Origin of the sequence: Sphingobacterium sp. HMA12 (genome assembly GCF_002933815.1) — a bacterium.
GTDB lineage: Bacteria > Bacteroidota > Bacteroidia > Sphingobacteriales > Sphingobacteriaceae > Sphingobacterium.
This window is the reverse complement of the sequence record NZ_BEYR01000003.1, coordinates 127,421-153,993: the sequence shown is the minus strand read 5'-3', so window position 1 is coordinate 153,993 and position 26,573 is coordinate 127,421. Positions and strand designations below refer to the sequence as shown.

Sequence of the window (26,573 nt, the reverse complement as noted above, 5' to 3'; positions counted from 1 at the left end):
TATAGTACCATCTAATTTCGTTCTAAACATACCAAACAACAAGTAGAATTTGATCAAATATTAATTTATACATCAAAAGTACACACCCCTAATCATTACTGATTAAGGGGCGCTTACATACAATCCATAAACAAGTTGCCACCTACAACTTTTGTCTTTTAGATCATTGATATTTATAGTTCCACAATCCGAATGGCAAATCCACCACCAGGTGCAGACTTCTGCTTTAACTTACTTTTATTATTTATTTTAAGCTTTTTAATCACATAAGCTTGAGGATTGGTTTTATAATGTGCATCTGGAGCATCGGCGTAGATCGTAGCTTCATATTTTTTGCCCGCGGCTAAAAAACCAAAATCCACTATCGATTCATGTCCGTTCTCCCCGCTGACATTCCCGACAAACCATTCATTTTTACCTTTTGATTTACGGGCTATCGTTAGGTATTCTCCCGGTTCTGCTTCGAGATATAGGCTACTGTCCCAATCGACGGCAACATCTTTGATAAACTGAAAAGCATCCATAAAACGCTCATAATTCTCAGGGAGGTCGGCTGCCATCTGCAATGGGCTGTACATGGTCACATACAAGGCCAACTGGTTGGCTAAGGTCGAATTGACATGGGATGTATTCTTAGGATTGATCTTTTGGATGTCCATCTCAAAGATGCCCGGTGTATAGTCCATCGGTCCACCGATAAGCCGCGTAAAAGGTAAAATGGTAACATGGTTTGCATGGTTACCCCCGAATGCCTGATACTCTGTGCCACGTGCAGACTCATTACCGATCAGATTGGGCCAGGTACGTGATAAACCTGTCGGACGTACGGCTTCATGCGCATTAACCATGATCTTATATTTAGCAGCTTTCTCCAAGACATATTGATAATGGTTATTGATCCACTGACTATAATGATATTCGCCTCGAGGAATAATATTGCCTACATAGCCACTTTTGACAGCCTCATAACCATTGTCTTTCATAAATCTATAAGCGCTATCCAAATAACGCTCATAATTGCGGACTGCTCCCGAGGTCTCGTGATGCATAATCATCTTAACGCCCTTTTGCTTGGCATAATCCCGGATGCCTGCCAGATCAAAATCGGGATAGGGCGTAACAAAATCAAACACATGATCTTTGGCATTGCCAAACCAATCTTCCCAGCCAATATTCCAGCCCTCAACTAATACGCCATCAAACCCGTGTTGTGCTGCGAAATCAATATAACGTTTTACATTCGCCGTCGTAGCACCATGTTTGCCATGAGGCTTCACTTTGCTATAGTCCGTTTCACCTAGATGTACACTAGGAAGATCATAGGTATAGGACCACTCGCTCTTTCCGGTAATCATCTCCCACCATACACCTACGTATTTAGTAGGCTTTATCCACGAAGGATCTTTAATTTTAGTGGGTTCGTTGAGGTTGAGCGTCATCCGGGAAGCCAAAATATCTCTGGCGTCATCACTCACCATAATTGTGCGCCAGGGGCTCCGGGCAGGTGTCTGCAAATTGCCCTTGGTCCCATTGGCATCGGGTGTCAGCCAAGATTGAAACACAAAATTTTTGTCATCCAGATTAAGATGCATACAGGCATAATTGATTAAAGCAGCTTCGTGGATATTGATATATAACCCGTCGTCACTTTTCATCATCAAAGCCGTCTGTACACCTGTAGGCGAAAATGGGGTCTGCGAGGCATTGGGCGTAATCGCTTTGGCCATCAATCCTCTGATCTCAGACAGACGAGACTTGGTGTAATCATACTCCTGGGTATCGTAATCTCCTGGTATCCAAAAGGCTGTATGATCGCCATTCATTGCAAATTGTGTTTTTTCCTCCTTTACAACGAGATAAGTCATCTCCTTTTGTTCGGGAAATTCATAGCGAAATCCCAAACCTTGGTCAAATAATCTGAAACGGACCACAAGTTTTCTTTTGGACGTTTTCTGTTGCAAGCTAATGGTTAGTTCGTTGTAATGGTTTCGAATCTCACTTTCTTCACCCCAAACAGGATTCCAGCGCTCATCAACATGTTTGCTTTCTTGTGCTATCTCTTCAAACTCGTCATACAGTGAACTGGATAACGGTTCTCCATTGCCTTCTCCTGCCCCTGAAAATTCAACTTTCTTGGTATTGCCGGTCAATTCCAATCCTAACTTACTGGGTTTGATTACAGCTTTGCCTTTATAACTCAAGGTATACGTTGGTGCACCTGATGCATCCAGTGAAAACTGAAGTTTCAATTTTCCCGAAGGCGAAAGCAGCTCTTGGGCTTGCAGTCCCAAAGTGATTAAAAATAAACTCATCAAGAGCGTCGTTTTCTTCATTTTTTATGATAATTAGTGGATTTTTATATTTTTCGCATTTCGATTATCCGTCAACTTAACGATACAGCTCCCCTGTTGGGCATCCCATGTCCAACAGGGCTCATTTTTCTTTATCGTTGACGTTTGATTATTGTCCGCCACAGCATAGGGTATGGTCTTACCATCAATTGTGACGCCATTGGGCTTGTTTTCAAGATGATAGCTTAAGTAGAGCTGTCTTCCTTTGGCAGGTATGTAGCCTTTATCCTGGGGCTGAATCGCTGTTTCAAAATCTCCTTCTGCCAGGGTTGTGCTGGTAAAGCGTGTCGTAGAACCAATACCTTTGAGATAATCCTGTGTCTCACCATCGTCTTCATAAAGTTCAAATGTAGCGGACTCTCCTTCATAATTGGGGAAGATATGGATATAAAGGGGATGTATTGGATCCTGACCGATATATTGCATGATCGGCATCATGGGTACGATAGCACCTTTTTTGACAAACATTGGAATTCGATTTAGAGGTGCTCGGTAGGCAATCTGCTGCCCACCCAGGTATACCGTCTTTTTGTCGTTAAAATCAATCCATTCGCCATCGGGCAGATAGAGTTTTTTGATCCGTTCGCCTTTTTTCAGTACAGGGGCCACGAGGATTTCCTGTCCAAACATAAACTGATCATTGATCCCGATAACTTGGTCGTCTTGTGGAAATTCCATAAACAAGCCCCTTAATATAGGTAGACCTGTCTGATGCGCTTTGTACGCATAGGAATAGAGATATGGAAACAGTTGATATTTGAGTTCAATGGCTGTCTTGGCATTTTTTTCGGCGACCTCACCAAATAACCAGGGTTCGACCGCATTGTTGCCCTCGTGATGGGCGCGGCTCAATGGATTAAAAATACCAAATTGCATCCAACGTGTATACAGCTCTGCCATAGCAGGGTAATCTGTAATGTCTCCACAGTAACCTGAAATATCTGTCGTCCAGAACGGAATACCGCCAAGCCCCGCCGATAATCCGACCGCAACCTGATTGGCCAATTGGCTCCAGCCTTCAGTTACTTCGGTCCCACTGCCACTATCGCCCGACCAACCAAAGGTATAGCGCTGAAGTCCGGCATAAGCTGCGCGTGTCATCTGAAAGATCCGCTTGTTGGGATTACGCTTGTCAAACTGTTCTTTCACCACTTTATCCCAGGTAAGACCGTATACGTTGTGGATCTCGGCATGCATGCCTAACTGGTGTTGCATATGAAGTCTATCAACATCCTCTTCATTGCTCCAGGCAGGCTCCCCCATATCTGTCCAAAAACCACCCACACCATCGGCGAGGGGCTTCTGCTGGAGCTGCCCCCACCAGTCGGCCACGGATGGATTTGTAAAATCAACGACACCACAATTACCACCCCACGGCCAAGGCATATCATAAGATGTGCCCGTACGACGGTCCTTGACAAAATAACCTTTTTGATGGGCCTCCTGCCACTGATTTTTATTTGCTTGCGACACCACGGGATCTTGTGAGAGAATCATCTTAAAGCCTTGTTCATTCAGCTTTTTGAGCATTCCTTTGGGATCTTTATAATTTCCTTTACGCCAGTTGAAATCTTGCAGCTCCTGTGTCCAGCCAATATCCTGATAGATGATATCACAAGGGATTTGGCGCTTTCGAAACTCGGAGGCGACCTCGAGGGCTTGATCTTCCTGTGTATAGAGTCCGCGGCTCTGCGCAAAACCAAATGCCCACCTTGGTGGCATGATCGGTCTTCCGGTCAATGCAATATAGTGCTGCTGAATTTCCTTATAGTCTTTGCCATAGATAAAATAGTAGATAAAGGGACCATCTGGTGCTTCAAAGGAGTAGGATTCTGTACTGGTGGTTCCAAAATCAAAAGCCGTTTTATAGGTATTGTCTAAAAAAATACCATAATGATAGCTGCTCATGAAAAAAGGGATACTTTTATACAATGGATCTTCCTGACTGCTATAACAGGGTTTGTCGCTATTCCACATCTTGTAAGACCGGCCTCTTCGATTGAGCGGCCCAGTCTTTTCGCCTAGGCCAAAGAATTGTTCATCGGGACGCAGCACTTTGTGTGCCACGGTCTTGGTGCCGCTCGTGCTATGTCCAAGACTTTTATAATCACTGAAAACCAACTTTTGCCACTTATCGTAAATCAGCAATTGCATGGGATTCTTGTTGAGACGGACACGCAGCTTTCCGGTGAAGATTTCGAAGGTTGCCGGTTCGTCATTCACCTTGATTTCACCGATGTCTTCAAGCTGTTCATGAACTACTGCAAAGGAAGGATTCTTCCTTTGCAGTGTGCCGCTGGCATCATACCAGATCCGAACAACAGAACTGCTACAAAAATAAAGCTCCAACTTAGCACCATCGCTGCAATTGAAAATCACCTTTCGCCCCTCGATCTGATAATCTTGGCATTGTGCCGCTTTCATCACCTGTCCTGCTGCTCCATGAACGATGGAGATAAGGCAAAACAGCATCAAATAAAAAGAGTTTAGTTTATACATAATAGGTTTTTAATATTCAATCACAACCATGTCCCAATACTTGAGCCCCGGCAGATCTATGGTCAATTTATTTCTTGTCTGCGCTTTGGTAAGCGGAATAGCGACGCCCCCTTGCATATCGGGCGATGCCAGCCATACTCGCTTGACAGTACGTGTTACGTCGAGGTTGATCTGTAGGCCATCGATGTTGGAGGGTTCCTGTTGGGTCCCGTTGGTATCGCGCCATTCCATTGTATTGGCATCCTTAAAATTGATCAAATGGATCACATCGCGGTTAGCAAAATGTCGTCCATAGCTGGTAATACTACCTGAGATTGCTTTACCATTGCTGATAGTCAAAGCGTTTGTACCGGTTACACTAAAGACCGTGGCGGTACCTCCATCTCGCAATACGTTTTGGTAGGCGACCATAAAGTCATAATATTGGATCAGTTTTTCCTTTGTTGTTCCTTTAAGCTGCAGGTTGTTATTTGCAAAATATTCATTGGTCAAATAATGTTCTCCCATTTCAAGGTGAGCCCCTCCATTGGCGAAGATGACCGCATTGGTCAGCAACACGCCTGGCTCATTGACAAAGCCTGCCTGATTGGACTTAGCATAGTTCATATAAGCTGCTAGTACGGTGTTCTTACTGTAGTTGCCAAAACGGTCATTATCTTGGATAATTTTCACCAATTCATCGTATGATTTGTTGGGATCCCAAACTTCGGTATATAAAAAATCAACAGCAGATGGTGCTATCCCATACTCCTGACCGTATTGATTAACTGCATTCATCACATGATATTTGCCCGGAAAAGCCTTCTTTGACGCTGCGATGAACGGGGCGTAGCTCTGGTCTAGTTTTACTTCTTTGCCAGTATAGTCATATAGTTTTCCGCGGTCTCCCAACTGATCGATGTGATAGCCGTCAAAATTATAGACCGCAAATACATCTTGATGTCTTTTGTTAATATAGGTCTGCCAGGCCGAGTTGCCGGGATCAACCAAATAGATATTGCTTCGAAAGGGTGCATTCAACGGATGCATATCTTTCTCTTGATGTTGATTATCCTTAAAAAGGTACCATTGTTCGGATACCCCATCACTTGCTGCATTGGACAAAGCGCCGTACAACAAGTTGTAGAACATCGCTTTCATTCCTTTATCATGAGCAGCCTGAATATAGCCATCAACGGTAGATTTGTAATTGGTCCGACCGATAAGATCCAGCCAGGAATCAGCCGGATTGGATACTGAACCGGCCAAAGGTTTATGTTGATCCATCTGCCAGTCATAAAACTGGATTCCATTGATATGGAAACGGTTGAGCGTTTCGACATTGCGTTGTATTGCCTGCTGATCAAGACGATCGTAATTGGATACAAATCCATACCGTGGAAACTTGCGCCAGTCGGAAGATACATCCACAGCTATGCTGTAGAGCGGCTTTTTAGTTGTATCATCAGTTTTAAAAAGATAGACCATGTAGCCCCGAAAGTCTGTCGTAGGTGGTGTCCAGGTCCAGCTCGACTGTGAAAGCGGTTCCTCTTTGATCAATTCGCCCAGATAGGTATAGGCGACACTCAAATTATTGTCGGAGATAGCAGCTGTAAATGTGATCTTTTCCCCAGGTTTATAAACAGCCTTATCTGTATTGATGACAGGTTTAAAATAGGTCTGCCCATAGGTGATCGGGTCTTTGTCAATATCGTAATAGTTGTTGCAGCTCGCGCTTAGAAGCATTCCGCCGGCAGCCAAAAGTCTAAATATTCGTTTCATCTGTAAATAATTTTATCATGCACTCAGAAGCTTATTATTTTCCTCCATTTTGCTGATGGAGGAAAAAGCTTAAGATTGATTTATTGTTTGACAATTGTGACTGTTTCCTGTAGCTGATCCAGTGTGATACTGTAGGTACCCGCAGTGGTCACTTTCCACTTATTATCTGGATTAGAGCCAGACTTGCTAAAGATCATCTGCTCGGTCTGCCCTGACGGTGTCTTGCCATTTTGTGAGGCCAAAAACCATGCGCCATTCCAATCAGACTGTTTATCGCAACTGAACTTTAATTCGCCAGTTTTGAGTGTTCCAGACCAGGTAAACCTATGGGGTGTATCACCCTTGACCATTGGGGTTGCTGCAGCAATATCCCAACCATTAGGCGTCGCATCGCCCACAAGATAAATAGCCGGAAATGGTGTAAAAGGAGCAATGGTAATTTTATTGGTCCGTAGATCAAGCCTGATCTTATAGGTTCCTTTATTGATCCGCCATTTATAATCACTCTTATTTTCACTTTCGGACCACTTTACGACAGGTAGGTCTGTTCCAACGCCCTGTTGATCTGTCTCTGGGCGCAAAAAGACAACACTTGGATCAAAATCTGGCTTCGTTGCAATCTTAAACTCGTCTGCATTATTACTAGAATTTAAGACGGCATGATACGTAAAAATAAAAGGGTCATTCGGATCTTTCGCCATAGGCTGAAAGGACCAACCGGTAAAGCCGCCCACAAACCACAATGCATCATACATAGCTCCTTCAATTTCAGTAATGGCAATAGATAGATCGATCAGATTGACTTTGACTTGGTATAAGCCAGATTTGGCAACAGTAAATGGAACATCATATGGATCCGACTCTGATTCACGATAATAGAGCTTTTCATTGCTTGTTCCTTTAAGGTACGAAGGTGTAAAATTGCCCAAAGTGCTGATAAACTTAAACTCGCCTGGGCTCAATACGCCTTGCCATATAAAGGCTCCTGGTGTACCCTGTATCTGATTCATCTTGCTGGCTTTATGTGCATCCCAGCCATTGCTGGTAGCACTACCCAACATATAGAGGGTTTCGGTGATCGGCCTATAGGTTTTGACCTTTAAACTAAGGACTTGAGACAGCTGTGTTGCGCTTTGTCCGTCTTGGATCTCTGCCGTGACACGAGCTTCCAGCTGTGCTCCGCTTCCTGCTGTGATGCCAAGCTTTTCAATTAACAATTGATTAAAATCTTTGGTAACATATCGTTGTGACCGCAATCCTTTCTCAAAAGTACTGCTAATGGAAGGCTTAAAATCCTTACCTTTTTCACCGATTTCGAGGGTATACTTGATGGCTGCATTCGTTCCAAAATTAGAACCCGAAGTCCAGTCGAATACGACAGCTTCCTGCTCCGGTGTGGCAACATTCAATACAATATCTGATGTTGAGACACGGAGTTCTAAGGGACCATCGGGATAGATGACATTGCCAAAATCATCTTTACAGGACTGACAGAACAAGGACGAAATCAAGATCAAATTGATAATATAATATAGTCTTTTCATCTTTTTAAATTTGTTAGTTGGTTAATTACCAAATGGATTTAATAACCGGGATTCTGCTTCAAATTTGGATTGGCGTCAATCTCAACTTGAGGAATGGGCAACAACAAATGTTTTGCGGTCGCATTGAGCTTGCCGATGCTGTGCAGAAAGTTAAGCGCATACTGTCCATTGTCCCAGCGAATCATATCAAACCAGCGTTGTCCTTCAAAAGCAAGTTCTATTCTTCTTTCGTGACGGATTTTTTCACGCATATCAGCTTGGGAAAGTCCTGTAATTGACTTTTTGTCGGTCAAACCTGCTCGTTGTCGCACCAAATACAGGGGATCCACCGCTTGAGCCGTATTGCCGAGTTCATTGAGTGCCTCAGCCTTCATCAATAGCACGTCTGCATAACGTAACACAACGATATTGGCTGCATTGGTATTGTAATCGGGTGAAATGGACAATGGAACCAAAAATTTGCGCACGTTATATCCTGTGGACGACATATTGGATTTGTAGGCCTTACCGTCGAAAAGTGGTCCCCCTTCATACAAAACAGTTTTATCTTTGCGCAAGTCTCCAGTTTCGTATTGGGAGACAAACTCAGCGGTTGGCTGATTCCAACCGTAGCCGCCGCCCACCCAGCCGGAATTGCGTGGTCCCATATAGGTACTCAGCCAGTTTGCCTGATTTTCATCGTCCCAAAATCCCGCCTTGGTAAGTCCATAATATTGTACTTCAAAGAGCGATTCGGCTGTATTTTTATGACGAGGCTCACCCCCAAAGCAATCACTATAGTCTGCATTAAGCACATACCCCAGCGACTCGACTTGATTACATTGATCAATGCACAACTGATATTGTTTTAGCGTGAGGTAAACTTTTGCCAAAAGGCCTACCGCAGCTCCTTTACTAACGCGTCCCTTATCCTGATCGGCATATTCCTCACGACGTGGTAACAGTGTAATGGCTTCCTTAAGATCTGGTACTATAACTTCATTATAGATGCGTTCTTTGCTCACGCGAGCCGGTTTAAGATCATCTCCAGGTTTTGCAGGTACCAATGAAAGTGGCACATCGCCAAACAGCTGAACCAAAATAAAATAATAGTTCGCACGGAGGAATTTGGCTTCACCGATCAATCTGTTTTTCAATTGGAGATCTATATCCATCGAAGGGACATTTTCCAAGACGGTATTACAATATAAAATACCAGGATTGGGCCCACGCCAAAGATCAACCGCCGAGAAATTGTCGGGGCCAGTGGAAAAATTGGACAGTTGGATCGTTTCTATTCCGTCATCGCCACCACCTGCGCCCACGGCACTATTCCCGGCCATAATGTCTAATGACCATATCCGCATATTGTATAACTTGGGTCGTTGGAGTGGCTGATATGCCGCATTGATCATTGCAACGGCAGCGGAAGCATCCTTGACGGATTCGGCACTGGGATCCTCAAGAGGTTCTTTATCCAAAAATTTTGAACATGAGCCCAACCAAAGGGGCATCGCCGCAAGAGCCACATAAAATATTTTTTTCATTATCATGAGTCTAATTGGTTAAAATCTAAGGTCCAATCCCAAGCTAAAGTTTTTTGTGATCGGGTAATTACTATTATCAACACCTCCTATCACTTCAGGATCGAAGCCAGAATACTTGGTCCAGGTGAACAAATTCTGTCCTGAAAAATAAAACCGCAACCGTCCTGCATGCAGACGTTTGGCTACAGCCTCAGGCAAGGTATAACCTACGGTCAGATTTTTCAGACGCAGGTATTTTCCCTGCTCTATAAAACGATCTGAATTACGTGTATTTTTATTGGGGTCGCTGTAAATCGCTCTGGGCACCTCGTTACTTGTTCCCTCCGCAGTCCAACGATCAAGAACCTTAGTCGTCTGATTTCGAATTGTATACATACCCTCCAGGGTAACCCTATTGGCGTTATAGATCTGGTTTCCGGATACCCCTTGAAAGAATACTTCAAGATCTATATTTTTATAGGACAACTTATTATTCATGGCAAAACTCCAACTTGGTGTTGGATTACCTAAATAGGTACGATCATAGTCATTGACGACTCCATCTTTATTGATGTCCCTAAATTTGAGATCGCCGGGTGCCGTACTATTGGCTGGATCTGCCCCTTGGTATTGATAAGCATAACTATTCACTTCGGCCCAGTTCTGAAAAATACCATTGGTCAAATAGCCATAAAATGATCCAACAGGCTGTCCAATGGTATGGGACTGATAACCGTAGTAAATAGGTACATCGCCATCAAGTCTAACAACCTTATTTCTATTATAGGAGATATTGAAATCGGTATTCCACACCAATTCTCCTTTTAGGTTTTGGCTACGTAAACTCAATTCCCACCCCTTGTTTTCTACCTCTCCGGCATTGATCATTGGCGTATAGCTGTCTGAATATCCTGTCGTAATGGGCACGCTCATCTTGACAAGCATATCTGAGGTTTTTTTGATGTAAGCATCCATCGTCAACTGGATCCTGTTTTTGAAAAAACTTGCATCAATTCCAACATTCTGTTGTTTGATCGTTTCCCAGCGTATGCCTGGGTTAGGCATAACGAGTGGGTACAATGTCGAAACGGGAATACCATTGAAAACATATTGACCAGTTTTTAAGCGAGCGGATGCAGCATAGTTGTCCAACACGGCCTGATTACCGGTAACTCCATAACCGATACGGAGTTTAACATCACTCCAAAAATCATTTTTGTTAAAAAAAGACTCTTCAGAGATACGCCAGGCGGCAGAAAAAGAAGGAAAAGTCCCCCAACGGTTGGCCGTAGCAATTCTTGACGTACCATCACGACGTACGGTGGCCGTAAGAAGATAGCGATTTTTAAACGTATAATTGGCGCGTCCGAAGAATGACAATAGCGCCCATTCGTTGCGGCTCCCACCTACGGTTGGATCTAACAAACCATTGTTTAACTGGTTATTATTGTCGGAAAGAAACTCCTTGATGCTTCCATTCATGTAATTATAATCATTGTTTTGCGCACTAGATCCTAACATCACATTGACTTCGTGTCCCCCCTCGAAAGTATTTGCATAATTAAGGGTATTGTCCCACAAATAGGTGAGGCTCTTGTTGAAGCTTTCACTCCGATAGGAATTAGGAACGGGGATCGGTTTCCAATTGTATTTAGGCGAAAAGGTCATATTGTCCCAAGCCTTATAATCGAGGCCGAACAAAGTTTTGAAGGTGAAATGATTCAAGAAACTTGCTTCCGCATAGATATTTCCAAGAAGATTATAGCCTTTCGTTGTATTTTGTTCAAGCATGGCAGTACCGATTGGATTGCGCAGGTCGCCATAGAATATAGCTTCATTTCCAGGACCTGAATAGGTGCCGTCTTCATTGAAAATTGGTTGTGTGGGCAATGAGGCCAACGTATTCAATACGCTATAGGAACCATTGTGTTTTACATCATGGCTTAGCGTGAGCGTATTGCCCAATTTGAGCCATGCTGTCTGTTTAGCTTCATTGTTAAACTGAAAATTATACCGTTTGTAATCGGTGTTTTTCACGATGCCATCCTGATTGAGTATGCCAGCAGAGACGTAGTACGTATTCTTTTCGCCACCACCAGCATAACTAAGGGCATAATTAGCTAATTTACCTGTTTGTAAGAGTGCATCTAACCAATCTGTTCCTCGGCCAAGCAATGTAGGATCGGCAAAATCGGGTCGTTGACGGTTATTGTTGTTGGCCATCATCTCATTGTGCAGCGATGCAAACTGTTGTGCATTCAGCATTTTGGGCAAACTCGTTGCCTGCTGAATCGCATAATTGGCACTTGCCGTAATACTGCCTTTATTTTTTTTACCCTTTTTTGTTGAAATCAATACAACACCATTGGCTCCTCTGGAACCATAAATGGCAGTAGCAGAAGCATCCTTGAGGATATCGATTGTCTCCACATCATTTGGATTAAGCGCATTGAGAGACAGATCCGTTGGAACGCCATCAATCACTAACAATGGTGCACTATTGTTGATTGACCCCAGACCTCGGATCTGTATGGATACATTGCTTCCGGGCGCACCTGAGTTGATAACCTGTACACCAGAGGCACGTCCTTGAAGGGCTTCGCCAACATTTGCCACAGGCTTATCTTTCATTGCCTCGGCACCCACAGAGGCTAAAGAACCCGTCAGATCTTTCTTTTTAACGGTCCCATATCCGATAACAACCACTTCGTCAAGTGCTGTGTTATCCTTGACTAGTATAATATCATAAATTGATGCATTGTCGACTTTTACTTCCTGAGTCTTGTAGCCGATATAGGAGATGCTCAAAACTGAACCATGTGCAACGGTAATTTTAAAATGACCATTTCGATCTGTCTGTACTTGCTGGGTTGTCCCCTTGTTGCTGACAGAAACAGCTTCAATAGCTAGCTTGTTTTCGTCTTTTACAGTACCCTGAATCTCCCTTTGCTGTGCAAATGAATTTAAACAGATCAAAATCATTAAAAGCATGAGAATGGGATACGTAAAACGTAATCGCCCCTGGTTTTTCATAAAATTTGATTTTTACGTATTACTTATAATTGTTATTTAATTTCGATTTGAAACTAGTGTCAAATCGCCCCCTAATTGGTTTATCCAAAAATAAGAGGATCAAAGAGCAGATAAAAGAGGTGTATCGCCGAATATAGAAACAACAAAAACGTAAAAACCTAAAAAACAGAATATTATATCAAATACAACAAAGAAATATATAGAAGATTAGGTCAATAATTTAGGGCTTTTCGACCTATTTTTGTGACCAATTCATCAAAATCTTCGCGCGGGACAGCAGCTTTATTTCTGAATTTGGTCCGGTAGGTATAAATGGTATTGGTTGAATAGTGCAGGAAACGGGCTATCTTTGCGCTGTCTGTAATACCCAAACGTATCAATGCAAAAATACGGAGTTCCGGGCTCAGTACTTCATTTGGCTTCAAGACGACTTGCATATCTGGGACTAACAGTGCATTGAAATCTTCCACAAAGTTCGGATACAAGTGCAAAAATACATGATCAAAAGTGGCGTATAATTCTCTTACTTCATGGTCGATCATATCGCGAGATTTAAGCATCTGCTTGAGCTCTTCGATCTTCTTGGCCATGACCATCTTGTTGAGCGAAATCTGATATTTTTCGAGCTTATCAATATATAAGGAACATAAGTTTAGGAACTCACCGATATAGGCTTCTTTGATGTGATTGGTTTCTGCCAACTCGCTATTCATAGACAGCACTTCGCTATTGGTGGTATGAAGTTCGTCATTGGCTGTATTCAATTGCTGATTGAGCACCTGCAATTTTTGATTGAGTTCGAAGAGCTCTCTACGGACGCGATTTACCCGCTTCATCTGCCTGTATATCAAAATAACTGCTATAATGAGGCACAGCGATAGGATACTGACAATCGCTAGAAAGATTGTCAATTTTGCCTTTTGTTGTAATTCATTTTCTTGATAAGCTGAGTTTATGATTGGAAAGATCTGCGAAGCTTCATAGGTCCGGAAACGGGCATTACAAAATATAGCATCCTCCATTGACGATTTGATACAGCTATAGGCTTCTTCAATATGGTTTGACTTATACAATAAGGTCGCTAATGCCTGCATCGAGGCATTCTCCTTGATGGCATTTTTAATATCACTAATTGCGGATAGCGTCAAATATTTGCGTTGAAGGTCAACATTTCCTTCCTTTTCATAGATTTTAGCCAGGGCATAACATAAGATGGCATGTTCATGATCCTCTTTTCGGGAAAGATCAAGCATATACATCAAACTCTTTTTCGCTTCCTCAAATTTCCCTTCATCATGGAGCTTTTCGGCATAAACTATACGGTATTGACTGCTTGTCGTGTCCAGTTCACTTAAGAGCGAATCGCGATAGCGGTCACTCCGAATGGCATACTGCCGATCGTCGGTATTTGAAAATGAATAAAATTTATAGAGCCTTTTCCATGCATCGTAATACTTGATCAACAGTTCTCTAGGAAGCTTGCTCTTCTCTGCAGCGGCCAATAACTTATAAGCATCAATATACATACCTGCTGTGAAGTAAAATGAAGCAAGGTCCAGATTACTCTCATTGACTTGGAAGGAATCGCCGCTCTTTTGTGCTAACTTTACATTTCCCCTGGCATATATAATCGCAGAATCTAGTTTATATGAAGCATACTCTTGGTAAAGGAGCTGGTTTAATTCGTATTGTCTGGAAGCGTTATTTGTTGATTTCTGAAGCTGTCGTACCAAATCTTCTATTCTCGCTTCTTTGATGACCATAAACTCTTCCTTTTTGTCGATCATCTGAAGCAGTTGTATCAATGAAGTATTTTGTCCGGTTCCTGCTTTACATAGGATAACCGATATGACAATCAATAGGGCATTTAAAATACGTCTATACATGATACTTAAGACCAAAAGTGACAAAACACAATAGTAACATTTTCTAGGCTTAAAACAAAACTTGCATATATTCTATATCTTGGAAAGTTGGACGATCTCAATTATTATCTTTTTCAGAAGGCAAGTTTTTAAGAACTGTAATTAAATGTCAATTCCAAATTCATGATATCGCTTAAACCATTTTCCTAGAGCGGGACTCTCGCCACTTAAGGGACACTTGATAGAAGTTGTCTCCTTTTTTTGTGTATATAAAAAACTATGAACCAAGCTATTGAAGCACGTTCATTTAGAGTTCGAAAATTTTAACAAAAATATTTAGTCTTTGGTTATCGATGACGCAAAAAATGAGGTTTGTAGCCACTCTCCTACCATTTTTCCTGAGTTCGATATCTCCTTAAGGATTCGGCATCCAAACTACAAGGATCAACGCTGTAGTATTTGGCCATTAAATATAAAAAATCTAATATAATAGCAGTCTCTTTCTCATTTACATGAATTCCATTTTTAGCTAATATCGCCATAGCTTTATTAGTGGAGATCTTTTTTTCTATATAATTCATGGCTGTTGTTTTTCGGATATTTTTGGGAGTAATATTTTTAATAAGGCACTATCAAGATGCAAGGATATACTTCTCTTCTGCAAGTCAAATCTATTAGGTGGTATTAGGCTGACCAAATGCATCTTATCTGCAGTTTCTAAATGTTTAAATACTTGAAAAACATCTATGAACGAAACTGACATCAACTCACGATGCTTCTTATAGTTTTCCAATTTAGTATTTACATCGGAAAGTTCTCCTTTAATACTTTGAGAATTGATTTGATATTCCCTTTTAATGGCGTAGTAGTCATCATTTCCTAATACAGAAGCTACAAATAGTTTTCTTGCTTGGGAAAGTAGCAATTCCTGATCCCTTAATCTTCGAACTAGCATGTTGCGTTCCTGTATATCTTCTGCTTTCTGTATATTTATATTACAATCCTCCAAAATACTACTAAATAGTTCAGTCACGTTTTTAGAAAGCTGCAGGCTCTGAAGTTCACTACAATAAGCGTCGTTAAGAGTTAACGCATTTACTCTTGTCTTACATTTAGCATTACAATGATAATAAGGATATCTTTTTGTTTTGCCTTTAGAGAAGCTGCCACAAAGCCTTTTGTAGCAAATAGGACATAGAAGAAAACTTTTCAGATAAAAAGTTTCATTCAATTCATTAGTTTTAGACGTAACTATTCTTTTTCTAGTAATAATACGCTGAACCTCATTAAACAATACTTCAGAAATCAAGGGGTCATGAATTCCTTTAACCATTTGCTGCTCTTTTGAAGAAATCTTTATTGATATAAGGCCACAATATGCCGGATTGCGTATAATTCTAAAAAAATGTGAGCGTGAACATTTTAAACCTTTTGCATCAGCTATCTTTCGGATATAATCTATCTTATTGGTGTTCTTGGCTAGTTGACGAAAAACCCACTTTATGATATTCGCTTCAGGTTGTTTAGGAACGATTATTTTCCTTCCATCAAAATCGCTCATATTGATATATCCTAAAGGAGCCTTTCCAGGAAATCTTCCCATTTGTTTTGCGCGGCGAATTCCATTTGCTGTATTCATGGCCCTTCTACTGTTCTCCGCTTCCGGTACCGATAGATAGACAGCTAACATGACTGTACTTTCAGGAACAGAAAGATCTATTGGTTGGTCGATCGCTATAGGTGTTGTATTATATTTACGTAACAAGCCTATCATTTCATAAGCATATTCTATATTCCGACTGAATCGATCCCATTTAATAAAGAGTATGTTCCTATTTTCTCTTGGCTTCTGCTTGACTATTGCAAGCAACTTTTTCCATTCTGGCCGATTAAAATCTTTTGCCGAATAGTCTTCTCGATAAATACCCAGAACTTTTATATTATTATAATCACAATATTTTAGTAATCTATCCTCTTGTTCTGGCAAAGAGTACCCCTTTTTCTTTTGCTCGTCTGTGCTTACACGGACGTATAGATAGGCTGTTTTCATTTGAACAACGAATTTATTTAACTTATTTACAACCAATTTATTACACAAAGATTACGTAAAAAACAACAATTATTTACCTATATTTTATTCGAAAAATCATTCTAAAAAGTTTTCTTAAATTCGAGAAATGATAAATACGGAATTATGATAAAGGTATATTTAGACTGGAACGTGATGTCTGGAATGAAAAATAACTATTTCCCAGATCTAACCGATATTATCTCAAATAAAGAGAAATTTCTATTAGTATATTCAACTTCCCATATTGGAGACATTTTTGCCAGCATCAAAAACGATAGTGAACAGGAACAGAAATTAGTCCAGGAGGACTTGGAATACATAACCAGTTTAACCCAGAATTTATGCCTAGCAAACGATTCAAAAAAGGTGACCTTAGGAATCTATGATCCCGGAGAACTGCTGGATGACAGAATTTCGGAAGCACCGCTTTTCAGAAACCTTTGCCTTGATAGCTTATTTGATTCAATTGAATCAGATAATCCTATGTACGGGCTTGTGAATTCCATGAAAAATATGATTGCTGCGATTCCTTTAGATAATGCTTTCAAGGAGGCATTTCAAAATCCAGAAAGTGCACAAATGCTAGAGACGATGTTCCCTGGCCTAAAGGATGATCTCACCATGAAAGGATTTTTTAAAAGTTTTGGACATATGTTACATAATATGAATGAAGGCGAAGGATATAAGGATATAAGGTCTATAGTTCAACAGGTAGGAATAAGCAATGGACACTTCAGCCAAGACAAGAATCCTTTCGATGTTATAGAAAATGCTTACAAAAAAAATGGGATAGAAAACTTCGACGCTGGCCAATATTTCGATAATACAAAAAATGCACCCGAATGGTTTAACGATATCATAAATGAATATGTAAATCTAGATATGCACGGCTTTAAAGCTGATAAAGTAAAAGTCACGGACAAGGAGAAAAATACATTTAAGAATACAACAGAAGACGCTTCCCATTCCGCTTTTGCTTCAAGATGTGAGTTTTATATTACAAATGATGACAGAAATTACCACAAAACCAGAGCGGTATTTCAAAAGTTGGATATTAATACCATTGTCCTAAAGCCCAACGAATTTGTCCAATATTATAATGCGTTTCTTCACCCCAATACCTTTGATGAACACTTCGATACGACAATAAAAGAATGTCAAAGCACCAACAATTATCAAGAACAGAAATATAGCAATGGGGAAATTTTTGGTTTGGTTAAGTACACAAATGAATATTTTTTTAACTTCTTTAATAAACTATTCGTTCCAACCTCAAAAGCTAATGATGCGCTTTTTATTTTGAGCAAGGCAAGTCCCGCAAAAATACACTATATCCATTACCGAGAAATTGAAGGAATGTTGAAATTATTTGTAGACAAATTTGGAGTAGATATAAATGGGAAATCATATTATGAGGCGGGAGAAGTTAATAATGAGGAGGATTGGCTGGGTAGAACATGGGAAATAGCAAACGGTTCCATAAGTATCAGAAGATTTAATGGTTGGTTCCAAATGTACTTTTTTCCAACTGAAAAAAAAACAGATTAATTTTTATTTCCTTTTAAATCAACACCTCATCAAATCTTATTAAGATCCGCAACAATTTTTATAAAATTGATACACAAGAAAATATTTATTACGAGATATGATTTACATGTTATTGCTAGCATTAACCATTTTCAAATATTTATTATCAAAAAGTTTGGAAGAGAGACGACAGCCTAAAATGCTGTAAGGGTACTGTTCTTTATCAATGTTCATCCCTACTACCAAAACTCCTTTTCCGTCGTTGGTCTCTTCAGAATGAAGGATATCACTGATAGCATCATTTCTTTCATCATAATAAATATTCACATAGCAATATCCTGCAATATAGAACCTACGTTTCTCCTCCTGTGATGACATTAAAATCCAATTATGTGGAAATTCCGCTCTTCCCGCATGGATTTTCTGCTTGAGTGCATTTACTTCCTTTTCAAAATGTTCCTGTCCTGAAATAGGAATATTTAAGAGAATATATGAAACTTCCAGCCAGCTTTGGAACTTTCTGTCCTCAATCCTGGTCAAAATATCCTTCCACCATTTTGTCATTCTGAGTTCGGGTTTTTCAACTTTTTCACTATTAGCAGAACCAATAATATAATTATCCAGCTCCTTAGATTTGGATGTCACATTAATAAATCCGTACTTATCCATTTCCGGTGAAAAATTAAACCCATCATCAAGGTACCATGCTAAGAGATCAAGTTCGTCTCCGATATACTCCATATTAGCCTCCAGTTCTCTTCTACGTTGAAAATAATGCAACTTTTGACTGGCGAGAGGCAGGAGATCAAAAACGCTTTCCAAATCTGTCAAGTTTACCGAAGGAGCCAGTTCCTCAATTGGTTTTGTGGTTACACCTGCCCTAATTAACTGCTTAAGGTTGGAACTTGTCATTCCGAGATGGCTTAAAGTAACACCTAGAGGTATAAAGTACTTAAGCCTACTTGCATCAAATCTATTGCTAGGTCCCTTTTTAACTGGAAGAACCAATTTATTAGGATGATCTTTTAAATATTCAATAAAACGGAGCGCCTGATCGGATGGTTCTTCGATCAGCTCTTGCAAGGTCTTAAACAGACGGTCTGGCGCTCCCCTTTTGGCCGAAGCGCTGACTTGACCAGATTTAGACTCAACCACGAAGGCAAAATTGTCAACTATTACGAGAAGGTCATTTTCATACACTTTCCCATCTTTTCCTGTCCATTTGCTTCCCGCATATATTTCAGCTGTTGGAAAAGATGACCTGAAGAGAGACATTACTTTATCTTCGAGATAAGAGGCCCGAACTTCATTATATTTTTTTCTCAACTTTTCATTTTCAGAGCAAAATTTCTCTAAAATCCCGATACTCAAATGAGTAATTATTGACCACATTGTGCTAAAAATGGTGTTTTCATTTAGCCTTATAAATGGACATTCATGGATTGGATTTGTAAGTAAAAAATGTTTAGGGTTATGGTCCGCAAGGTCCCCAAAGCGCAAAGAAATCTTGGTAAAAATCTCTTCAACTTTATTAACAGAAATCTTACCATCCGACAGTATAGATATACTATCAAAATCAAAGGAAAATAATCTCTCCAAAAACATATCCGAGTGCATCAGAAACATGCTCTTTAGCCGCATCAGATCCATTCCGGCCATATCGAGAATTGATTTCCTTTCTTCTGTTGAGGTTCTTCGGACCGGAAACGCCTTCTCGTACTGTTCAAAAGTAGCCTCATAATTTTCAGCTTTGATGACGGCGACTGTTTTTTGCCTATGGAGATTCGCACGGCTTTCAACCTCCTCTCTCATTCGATACATTATTTTTAAAAATAAATAGGGGTCAAATCCATGTACTTCTATAAATGTATCCCTTACTCCAAGTGCTAGATCCAAAGTTACCGCGATCATTTTATGTTCATAGGACCAATTACGAACTGCCGTTGTATGCATCATGATATCTGTCCTTAACTGATGACGAAATATATCATCCATAGTCATTGCTGACTCTGGTATATTATAATGTTTCAGCCTGTCCAATTCGCCTATTTCTTGAAAGTCATTTCTAAACTTATTGACCTCCTCTGAAAAAGGACGATATTCATATCTTTGAGGCATCGTCAGGGCAAAAGCCTGTAACAGTTCTTGAAAATATGGCGAAAACTCTAATTCTCCCTTGACTGCCTCCTCGTCATGACTTAGGTCCGACAAAAGAAAGTAATAAAATCCGAATGATAGTATTGAAATCTGATCATATCGTGAAAACCATTCTCTAATACCATGATATTTGTTTTCAAAATCTTCAGTAGCAAGTCTTCCAATAGCACGAATTTTTTCTAATCTCTCTTCAAATGTACTCCCGAATGAACCTACTTCAAATTCGAAATATTTCATTTTAATTGGATCTGGACCAACACCTCCATTTTTCTTATTTGATCCGGAATTAGCTTGATTTGAGTTTACTTTTTCAGTCACTTTTGCAAAGATTTAATATTTAAAATAATTACTATAGATCTATCGAATGGGATTATTAGGAAAGAGAACACTTTAATTGTACGAAAAGACTTTAACAACAAACTCAGTATGATTTACAATTATTAAGTATACTATCAAGCGCAGCTAATACTTCATCCAAATATAGGGTCTCGCCACGAAATACTACTGAATTATTAATAGAATTATACCCTCTATGGGTATTTAAAGACGGTTCGTTAAAAACATGGTTTCTAAAAGAGGGATTCATAGCTAAATCGATATATACACCTTGGGAACTATTTTCAAACCATTCTTCAACTCTTTCGTCATAATGTTCAAAATGATTGCGGAATTTTCGGTTGGAAAGAAGATTGTCCTCTTTTACTTTTAATAATCGTCTTAAATGCTCGCCCCGCGTTTTATATTTGTGATTGGGCCAAAGAATTTTTGACACATTTCCTGCTGCTACTAGAATAGATTGAATTGAGCACCATGTTTCTACATTATCAAAATTAGCATAGGTGGCGCACAAACGTTCAGCAGCCCTTTTAGCAATTTGAGATTGTAGTACAATTTCACTTCTTAAAATCATTTCCTGGAGCCCATTCATTTATTAAGAATTTAATGTTTATAATGGCGATTATATAGGTATTTATTTAAAATAAGAATTATTTTTCACTTCGCGCCATATATTGCAAAATTATCTATTCCAATAAACAAAAAATTCAAAAACTAATAGAAACTTAAAAGACGAACTTTAACAAGATAAAGCTAATATTATTTTAAACGATATAACAAATATATTTGATCTGCTAAATATCAATAAACTCACAAATAACTCAACCCCAAAAGGAAACCGATGATCAAAATGGTAAAGATATATTAATCAGAAGGTATAAGCTAAAAAAACTTTGTTCGTAAACAAGCATTTACTATCAATTACTAAATTAGAATACCGACAACAAATATCAACTATCTAAATGTACAAAATACTGAAAATAACAAATTTATTTTTGTTAGATATTTAATATATATATATCTTCGTAATTGAAGAATAGTGTTAACGAGTTTAACCGTACAAAATATTAAAGACACCTAAGATCAAGCTAAGTATTGCGTGGACAGGTGTCCGGCTCCAAAGGAGCTCGCTGGGTTCGATTCCTGGCCGAAGGAGTACAATGAGGTATTTCTTCGGCTAGGATTACCTAAAACTATTTTTAATGGCCCCACAAGAGATAGAAAAATATTTCCAATATCATAATGCCAATATAAAATTAATAAAAATTGGTTTTGATAATATTCGTAATCAAATCAAAAGGCTTTACCGTTCGGTAGATATTAATGGTAATTATATTTTTTCGTTAAATGATATGGACCAACTTAAGGCTCAGCAACGACAAATCGAAAAGTCGTTGTTTAGAATTTTATCTGGCATTCAGGTTTCGTGGGCGGAAGAAAGTATCAAGCGGCTATTTTACGAAAAGGGACTTTTTACTGATGCCCAACGTGATTATTTGATTCGAATTGGCTCTCTAGATCAAAAATGGTATGAAACTTTAAAAATTGTATTCTCAATCGCATATGATTTAGTACCGGCGGGGGATGAAATCTGTGCTTCTGTTAATATAAATCGACAAAAGCGCAACCTTGGGGTTGAACTGGTGGCTCAATACTTTGGATTGCGTAGGATGATAACAGAATATTTAGTCCCGAATTTTTCGATTAGGAATAAGGTTCAGCACGGGGAGTGGGTTTACGCATTCAAACCAAAACATTCTATAGAATTCAGCCAAGACACAACTAACAAACTAGATCACGAAAACATTATTACGACGACCTCTCGTTTCACTCTGGTAAACGCCTTGTACCAGATGATTGTTGACATGGGAAGATTCAAGAGTAACGCTTTCGCAATTGATTCGATGTTAACACCTTTTGAATACTTTTATGATGATTATATTCGTAAGATTAAATTTGAAGTTACCAAGATCGAAAGTCCGGATTTGCCAGCCTTCATAGAAGAAATTATTGCCAGAGAAGTTCGTGGAAAGCTACATAGAGCTAGTAACCAACAAGCAAAACATGATATTTAATTAAGTTTTGAACCTGCATGTATTGTCCCAAAGTGTCTTTAATTTAATTATCAATTTTATATTTCTTTCTGTAAAGCATTCTTTCCCTTTTCTTTCAACTGATTGAAGGATATTACAGGCAATGGAAGACGTGTCTTTGCAATATAAGTAATTGGCATCTCCTCAGATGCTACGACGATAGATACTACTTTATATGCGTCTTCTTGCAATTTAAGAAACCTCTTTACAACCTCGGGATGCTCCTGCAAATAAGTGTTGCGTTCAACATGTTTATTGATTTTTGCTTTAGCTTCCTGCCCTTCTCTACCAAGATAGAGATCAAGCTCAACTTTCATTTCATGTATATTTCTTGCGCCAACGATATTCTTGCATTCCATTGAGTAAACGATTTTCTCTTCATGATCAACAGCCATAATGTCAACATCTCCGTAGTTTTTTCCGGCGAGAATGTGGCCGCCAGGTTGGATTTTTACTTCGTGCTTTATCACTTCAAGATTAGTATGTATCCTCAACCAGTCAGCGACTTCATTTCGATATGGAGTACCTTTTTCATGGAGTATAGTTCCAATTAATGCGTTCATTTTTTCGGATCTGGTTTCAGGCAATTTTCCTGTAAAAATGAGAAACAAAAGGTTATCTACATATGATTTTAAATGCCGGAAACCAAATAAAAATTGACGCGTCCCGGAATTGTCAACGATCAATGCTAGGGGGCGTCTTAAATAAGATAAGTTCCGGCCATATCGCCATGGGAAAATATCCTTTGATGTGTAGCCTTTTGGTGCAGAACCAATACCTTTTCTTTCTAAAAGAGTCATGGTTTCAAGCGTCTTAATTAATCGTGCTTCATTTCTCTCAGGGAGTTCAGATTTAAGTAATTGATACAGTTCATTTTCTGGTAAAACAGAACACGCCTCTTCTCTTTTAAAACCATAATTAATCATTACTCCAAGCACTTCTGATACTTCGGTTAAGGTTATTCCAAACTCTTCCTCAAATGCAGCATCTATCCTATCATTCTCTTCTGTCCTTTCGCCACTAGAGTGATATTTATGAATATATTTTTCATCGAAACGGGCGACATATCGGGCGACATTGCCTCGGCTACGCGCATACGAATAAGGAACTAGTACTTCATTCTGGAAGCTCTTATCAGTTCCAATTCGTCCAGATGGCAACAATCCGATCTTTGGATTATCTAGCCCCATTCGCATTGCTTCACTAATTGATCCCCAGACTGTTAGCTGATGGGTCATTGCTAGCAAAACCCCTATATCAGCATAGTTAGGTCTCTTTGTGCCATTTGGCGCAATGGCAGCAACAAATTCAATCAACGTGCGAATAGAATGAGCTGTTGGAACCAATTGACCGTCTTTTTCATTTATATCATTGACTTCATCTTCAAAATTTGCAAAGCAAGCAATTTTAGCGGGAGACCGTATTTCTCTTATCTCTCTAGTATAAATACAACGTTCATTCCATTTTATTAACCATTCGACTAATTCAGTCACATTGAAATCAGCAATTCTTCGTGACAATTCAGTAATCAATGCACTAACTATGGCATCACATAAACTGATTTTTTCATTAATATCATCTAAATTTTCAGGAATAATGATGTCCGGGGGTAAGAAACTAACTAAATTATCTAGAACATAAGACGTATCAACTTCCACTATATATCGTTGCGGCGGGAGGTGTCTTCCATCGAGTTCAACGTTGGCAGCTGCGTCCGTGAAAAGTATCATCTTTGCATTATCAGGTTGAAGTTCAGATGCCACCATTTCATCAATCTGTTCCGTTGTCAATTTTATTTCTTTTCCAGCTTCCCTGATGTAATTTACAAGTCCATTTAAAGCTGCTTTTACCAGCATTTTCTCTCCTATATTATCGGATCTACCTGTCAGATACATAAAATCGTAAGGGATATATACTTGTAATTTTGGTGGATCTATTGATGTAGCGATTTCAACGCTTGTTGGCTCAACAGTTTTAACGATGAATTCGTTGCCGTTCAACATCCGTTCGTCAATAATCAGTTCAATTTCAAACTGTACAAAATTCTGCTTATTGAGTTCAGGGCTTAGAAAAGGCTCTAAACGATATAACCAAAACAGTATTGCCTCTGCAATTTCAGGTGCTAACGAATCCGTGTCTTTCTGATAATTAGTTATCCAAATTGGCATTCTATAACATTCGAGCATTAGCCTATATTCCGATGAAAGTTCGTCCTTAAGACCATAGATCGGTGCATACTCTCGCTTTTTTATGATGGTAACAAACCCACGAAGTCCCCTTGGAAAAATAAGTCCTCCTAAGTGTTCATCACGACTAATTTTTACATCATGTCGCAAACTAATATCATTGCCTGGTAGATAGGTTAACATTGAGCCATTCGGGCGAGCGTCGTCAGAATTTGTTAATGAACCATCATTGTTTCGATAAACCGCATATAAATTTAACAGTCCGCTCACATTTAGAATACGAAAGCGTGAACTCGTTTCGTCATAAATGCTAGCAAATTTCCATAATGTAAGAAAATCCGATTCTTGATCGTAAGCAATAGTATTAAGGTCACCAAGTGTCATAACTAAGCTCTTTTCTCCATTTTCGGGTTTTGTCATATAGAAATAACTTCCATGACCGGTCTCAGATAATACGAAAAGAGAAAGCACCTCAAAGGTTTCAGCTTCTTCTATAGACTTTAAATGCTCAACGACCTGAGTATTCCTCGCATTTAATAATTTTCCCCGTTCTTCGTTTGTATAATTTCCATTAATTTTTTCAATATCCAAAACACAGAGATACCCAAACTTTTGATTATCAAATTGCCATATTGACTCTCGGATCGGTAGACGAAAAGCATCATCAGGAAGTTTTATGTCGGTGAATGCCCAACCTAAATGGCTGAGGGCCGTGCTGGCGCAATGGTTTTGTTCTTCAAAGAGCATCTCCATAAAAACGTTCTTGCATCCTGCAGCATCGGCCTCTTCGTATATAAAGCCAATGAGGCTACTTACGACAGTTGTTGGCATATATAATATAATATCACTACCGTCTCGGATTAGCGGTTTTAACGAAACTATATTATCATCTGGGTCATCGTCTGCAAGTCTTGGGTCAGTTGTGATTAATATAAATTTTTCGATTACCGATAGGTCATAATTATATAACTCCGCTATTTTATTAAGGTATTCGGTCGGAAAAATTAATGATTTAGAGTTACTAATAAACTCTTCATATTCCGGGAAAGCAATTTTTGATGAATGATTTCCTGGTTCGTATCGTTCGTAATTCAAATCGTCAGCCACCTGATTACTCATATAAAGTAACAATCCGGCACCATTATACACAAGACATTTAAAATCCTCTGGCAAAGAATTTTCGCCTGTTAGAATGACTTGCAAGAGTTCATTAAGGATTGCAGAAGCATTTCGGTAAACTCCCGGAAATACAATTTGATTTCCATTGACCGATATGGCATTTTCCGTAAACAAATTTATAGGTATCTCACTGCCATATCGTTGTCCTTGATTTATGGCTAGTAAAAGTTGTTCCCATGGCATATAAGGCCTCTGATCATTTTCGTTAGTAGCTCTCATAACCTCTCGAGCCATTATTTCAAGGCTAAAATTATGCCCATGATTTTCTGGTAATAATTGAAGGTATGCAAGAAGTTTTAAAATAGGGGTTCCACGGTAACCTCGTATCAATTCTTTAAAAGTTAGTTGTCGAGTATCCGTAATACGAGCAGGTGTAGTTGCAACATCGCTACCCCAATGGCATTTCTTATATTTTTTACCACTACCACAAGGACATGGATCATTTCTCCCTATTTTCATTATTGGT

13 protein-coding genes and 1 pseudogene are annotated in these 26,573 nt (G+C 39.4%); 2 read left to right on the top strand and 12 right to left on the bottom strand.

Going from position 1 to position 26,573, the window contains the following annotated elements; all coding sequences use genetic code 11:
- Positions 1-173: 173 nt before the first annotated feature.
- The 9 genes from HMAT_RS17480 to HMAT_RS17440 all read right to left on the bottom strand — a co-directional run bounded on the left by HMAT_RS17480 (position 174) and on the right by HMAT_RS17440 (position 16,608).
- Entirely contained in the window at positions 174-2,333 is a 2,160-nt protein-coding gene (locus HMAT_RS17480; RefSeq protein ID WP_104384151.1) for a glycoside hydrolase family 97 protein, read from the bottom strand.
- Between the two features lie 12 nt (positions 2,334-2,345).
- Entirely contained in the window at positions 2,346-4,850 is a 2,505-nt protein-coding gene (locus tag HMAT_RS17475; protein WP_199768699.1) for a glycoside hydrolase family 31 protein, read from the bottom strand.
- 9 nt (positions 4,851-4,859) lie between these two features.
- Positions 4,860-6,611: a glycoside hydrolase family 66 protein gene (locus HMAT_RS17470; RefSeq protein ID WP_104384150.1), complete on the bottom strand. Its 1,752-nt coding sequence runs from the start codon at positions 6,609-6,611 to the stop codon at positions 4,860-4,862.
- A gap of 80 nt (positions 6,612-6,691) precedes the next feature.
- Positions 6,692-8,155: a SusF/SusE family outer membrane protein gene (locus HMAT_RS17465; protein ID WP_104384149.1), complete on the bottom strand. Its 1,464-nt coding sequence runs from the start codon at positions 8,153-8,155 to the stop codon at positions 6,692-6,694.
- A gap of 38 nt (positions 8,156-8,193) precedes the next feature.
- Positions 8,194-9,681, bottom strand: coding sequence for a RagB/SusD family nutrient uptake outer membrane protein (locus HMAT_RS17460; protein WP_104384148.1), 1,488 nt, complete (start codon positions 9,679-9,681; stop codon positions 8,194-8,196).
- Between the two features lie 18 nt (positions 9,682-9,699).
- Complete coding sequence (locus HMAT_RS17455) at positions 9,700-12,693, bottom strand: TonB-dependent receptor (protein WP_104384147.1); 2,994 nt, start codon at positions 12,691-12,693, stop codon at positions 9,700-9,702.
- A 212-nt stretch (positions 12,694-12,905) separates the two neighbouring features.
- The gene (locus tag HMAT_RS17450) at positions 12,906-14,579 is read right to left on the bottom strand and encodes a DUF6377 domain-containing protein (RefSeq protein WP_104384146.1); all 1,674 of its coding nucleotides are present in this window, start codon (positions 14,577-14,579) and stop codon (positions 12,906-12,908) included.
- A 365-nt stretch (positions 14,580-14,944) separates the two neighbouring features.
- On the bottom strand, positions 14,945-15,139 hold the full coding sequence (locus tag HMAT_RS17445) for a hypothetical protein (protein ID WP_199768698.1): 195 nt from the start codon (positions 15,137-15,139) through the stop codon (positions 14,945-14,947).
- Positions 15,136-16,608, bottom strand: coding sequence for a recombinase family protein (locus HMAT_RS17440; RefSeq protein WP_104384454.1), 1,473 nt, complete (start codon positions 16,606-16,608; stop codon positions 15,136-15,138). Before HMAT_RS17440 ends, HMAT_RS17445 begins: the two co-directional genes overlap by 4 nt.
- 144 nt (positions 16,609-16,752) lie before the next feature.
- Between HMAT_RS17440 and HMAT_RS17435 the strand changes: the two genes are divergently transcribed.
- Positions 16,753-18,177, top strand: a complete 1,425-nt coding sequence (locus tag HMAT_RS17435) for a hypothetical protein (RefSeq protein ID WP_104384145.1) — start codon at positions 16,753-16,755, stop codon at positions 18,175-18,177.
- Between the two features lie 102 nt (positions 18,178-18,279).
- On the opposite strand, the gene HMAT_RS17430 is transcribed toward HMAT_RS17435, so the two are convergent.
- Together HMAT_RS17430 and HMAT_RS17425 are read right to left on the bottom strand one after the other, a co-directional pair.
- Positions 18,280-20,631, bottom strand: a complete 2,352-nt coding sequence (locus HMAT_RS17430) for a hypothetical protein (RefSeq protein ID WP_104384144.1) — start codon at positions 20,629-20,631, stop codon at positions 18,280-18,282.
- Positions 20,632-20,734: 103 nt separating this feature from the next.
- Positions 20,735-21,241: a hypothetical protein gene (locus HMAT_RS17425; RefSeq protein ID WP_104384143.1), complete on the bottom strand. Its 507-nt coding sequence runs from the start codon at positions 21,239-21,241 to the stop codon at positions 20,735-20,737.
- Between the two features lie 610 nt (positions 21,242-21,851).
- Between HMAT_RS17425 and HMAT_RS17420 the strand changes: the two genes are divergently transcribed.
- Positions 21,852-22,724 (top strand): hypothetical protein, encoded by an 873-nt coding sequence (locus HMAT_RS17420; RefSeq protein ID WP_104384142.1) that lies wholly within the window; start codon positions 21,852-21,854, stop codon positions 22,722-22,724.
- Positions 22,725-22,780: 56 nt separating this feature from the next.
- Here HMAT_RS17420 and HMAT_RS27270 read toward each other — a convergent pair.
- Positions 22,781-26,566 (bottom strand): annotated as a pseudogene (locus HMAT_RS27270) (YecA family protein); the annotation flags it as partial.
- Between the last annotated feature and the right edge of the window lie 7 nt (positions 26,567-26,573).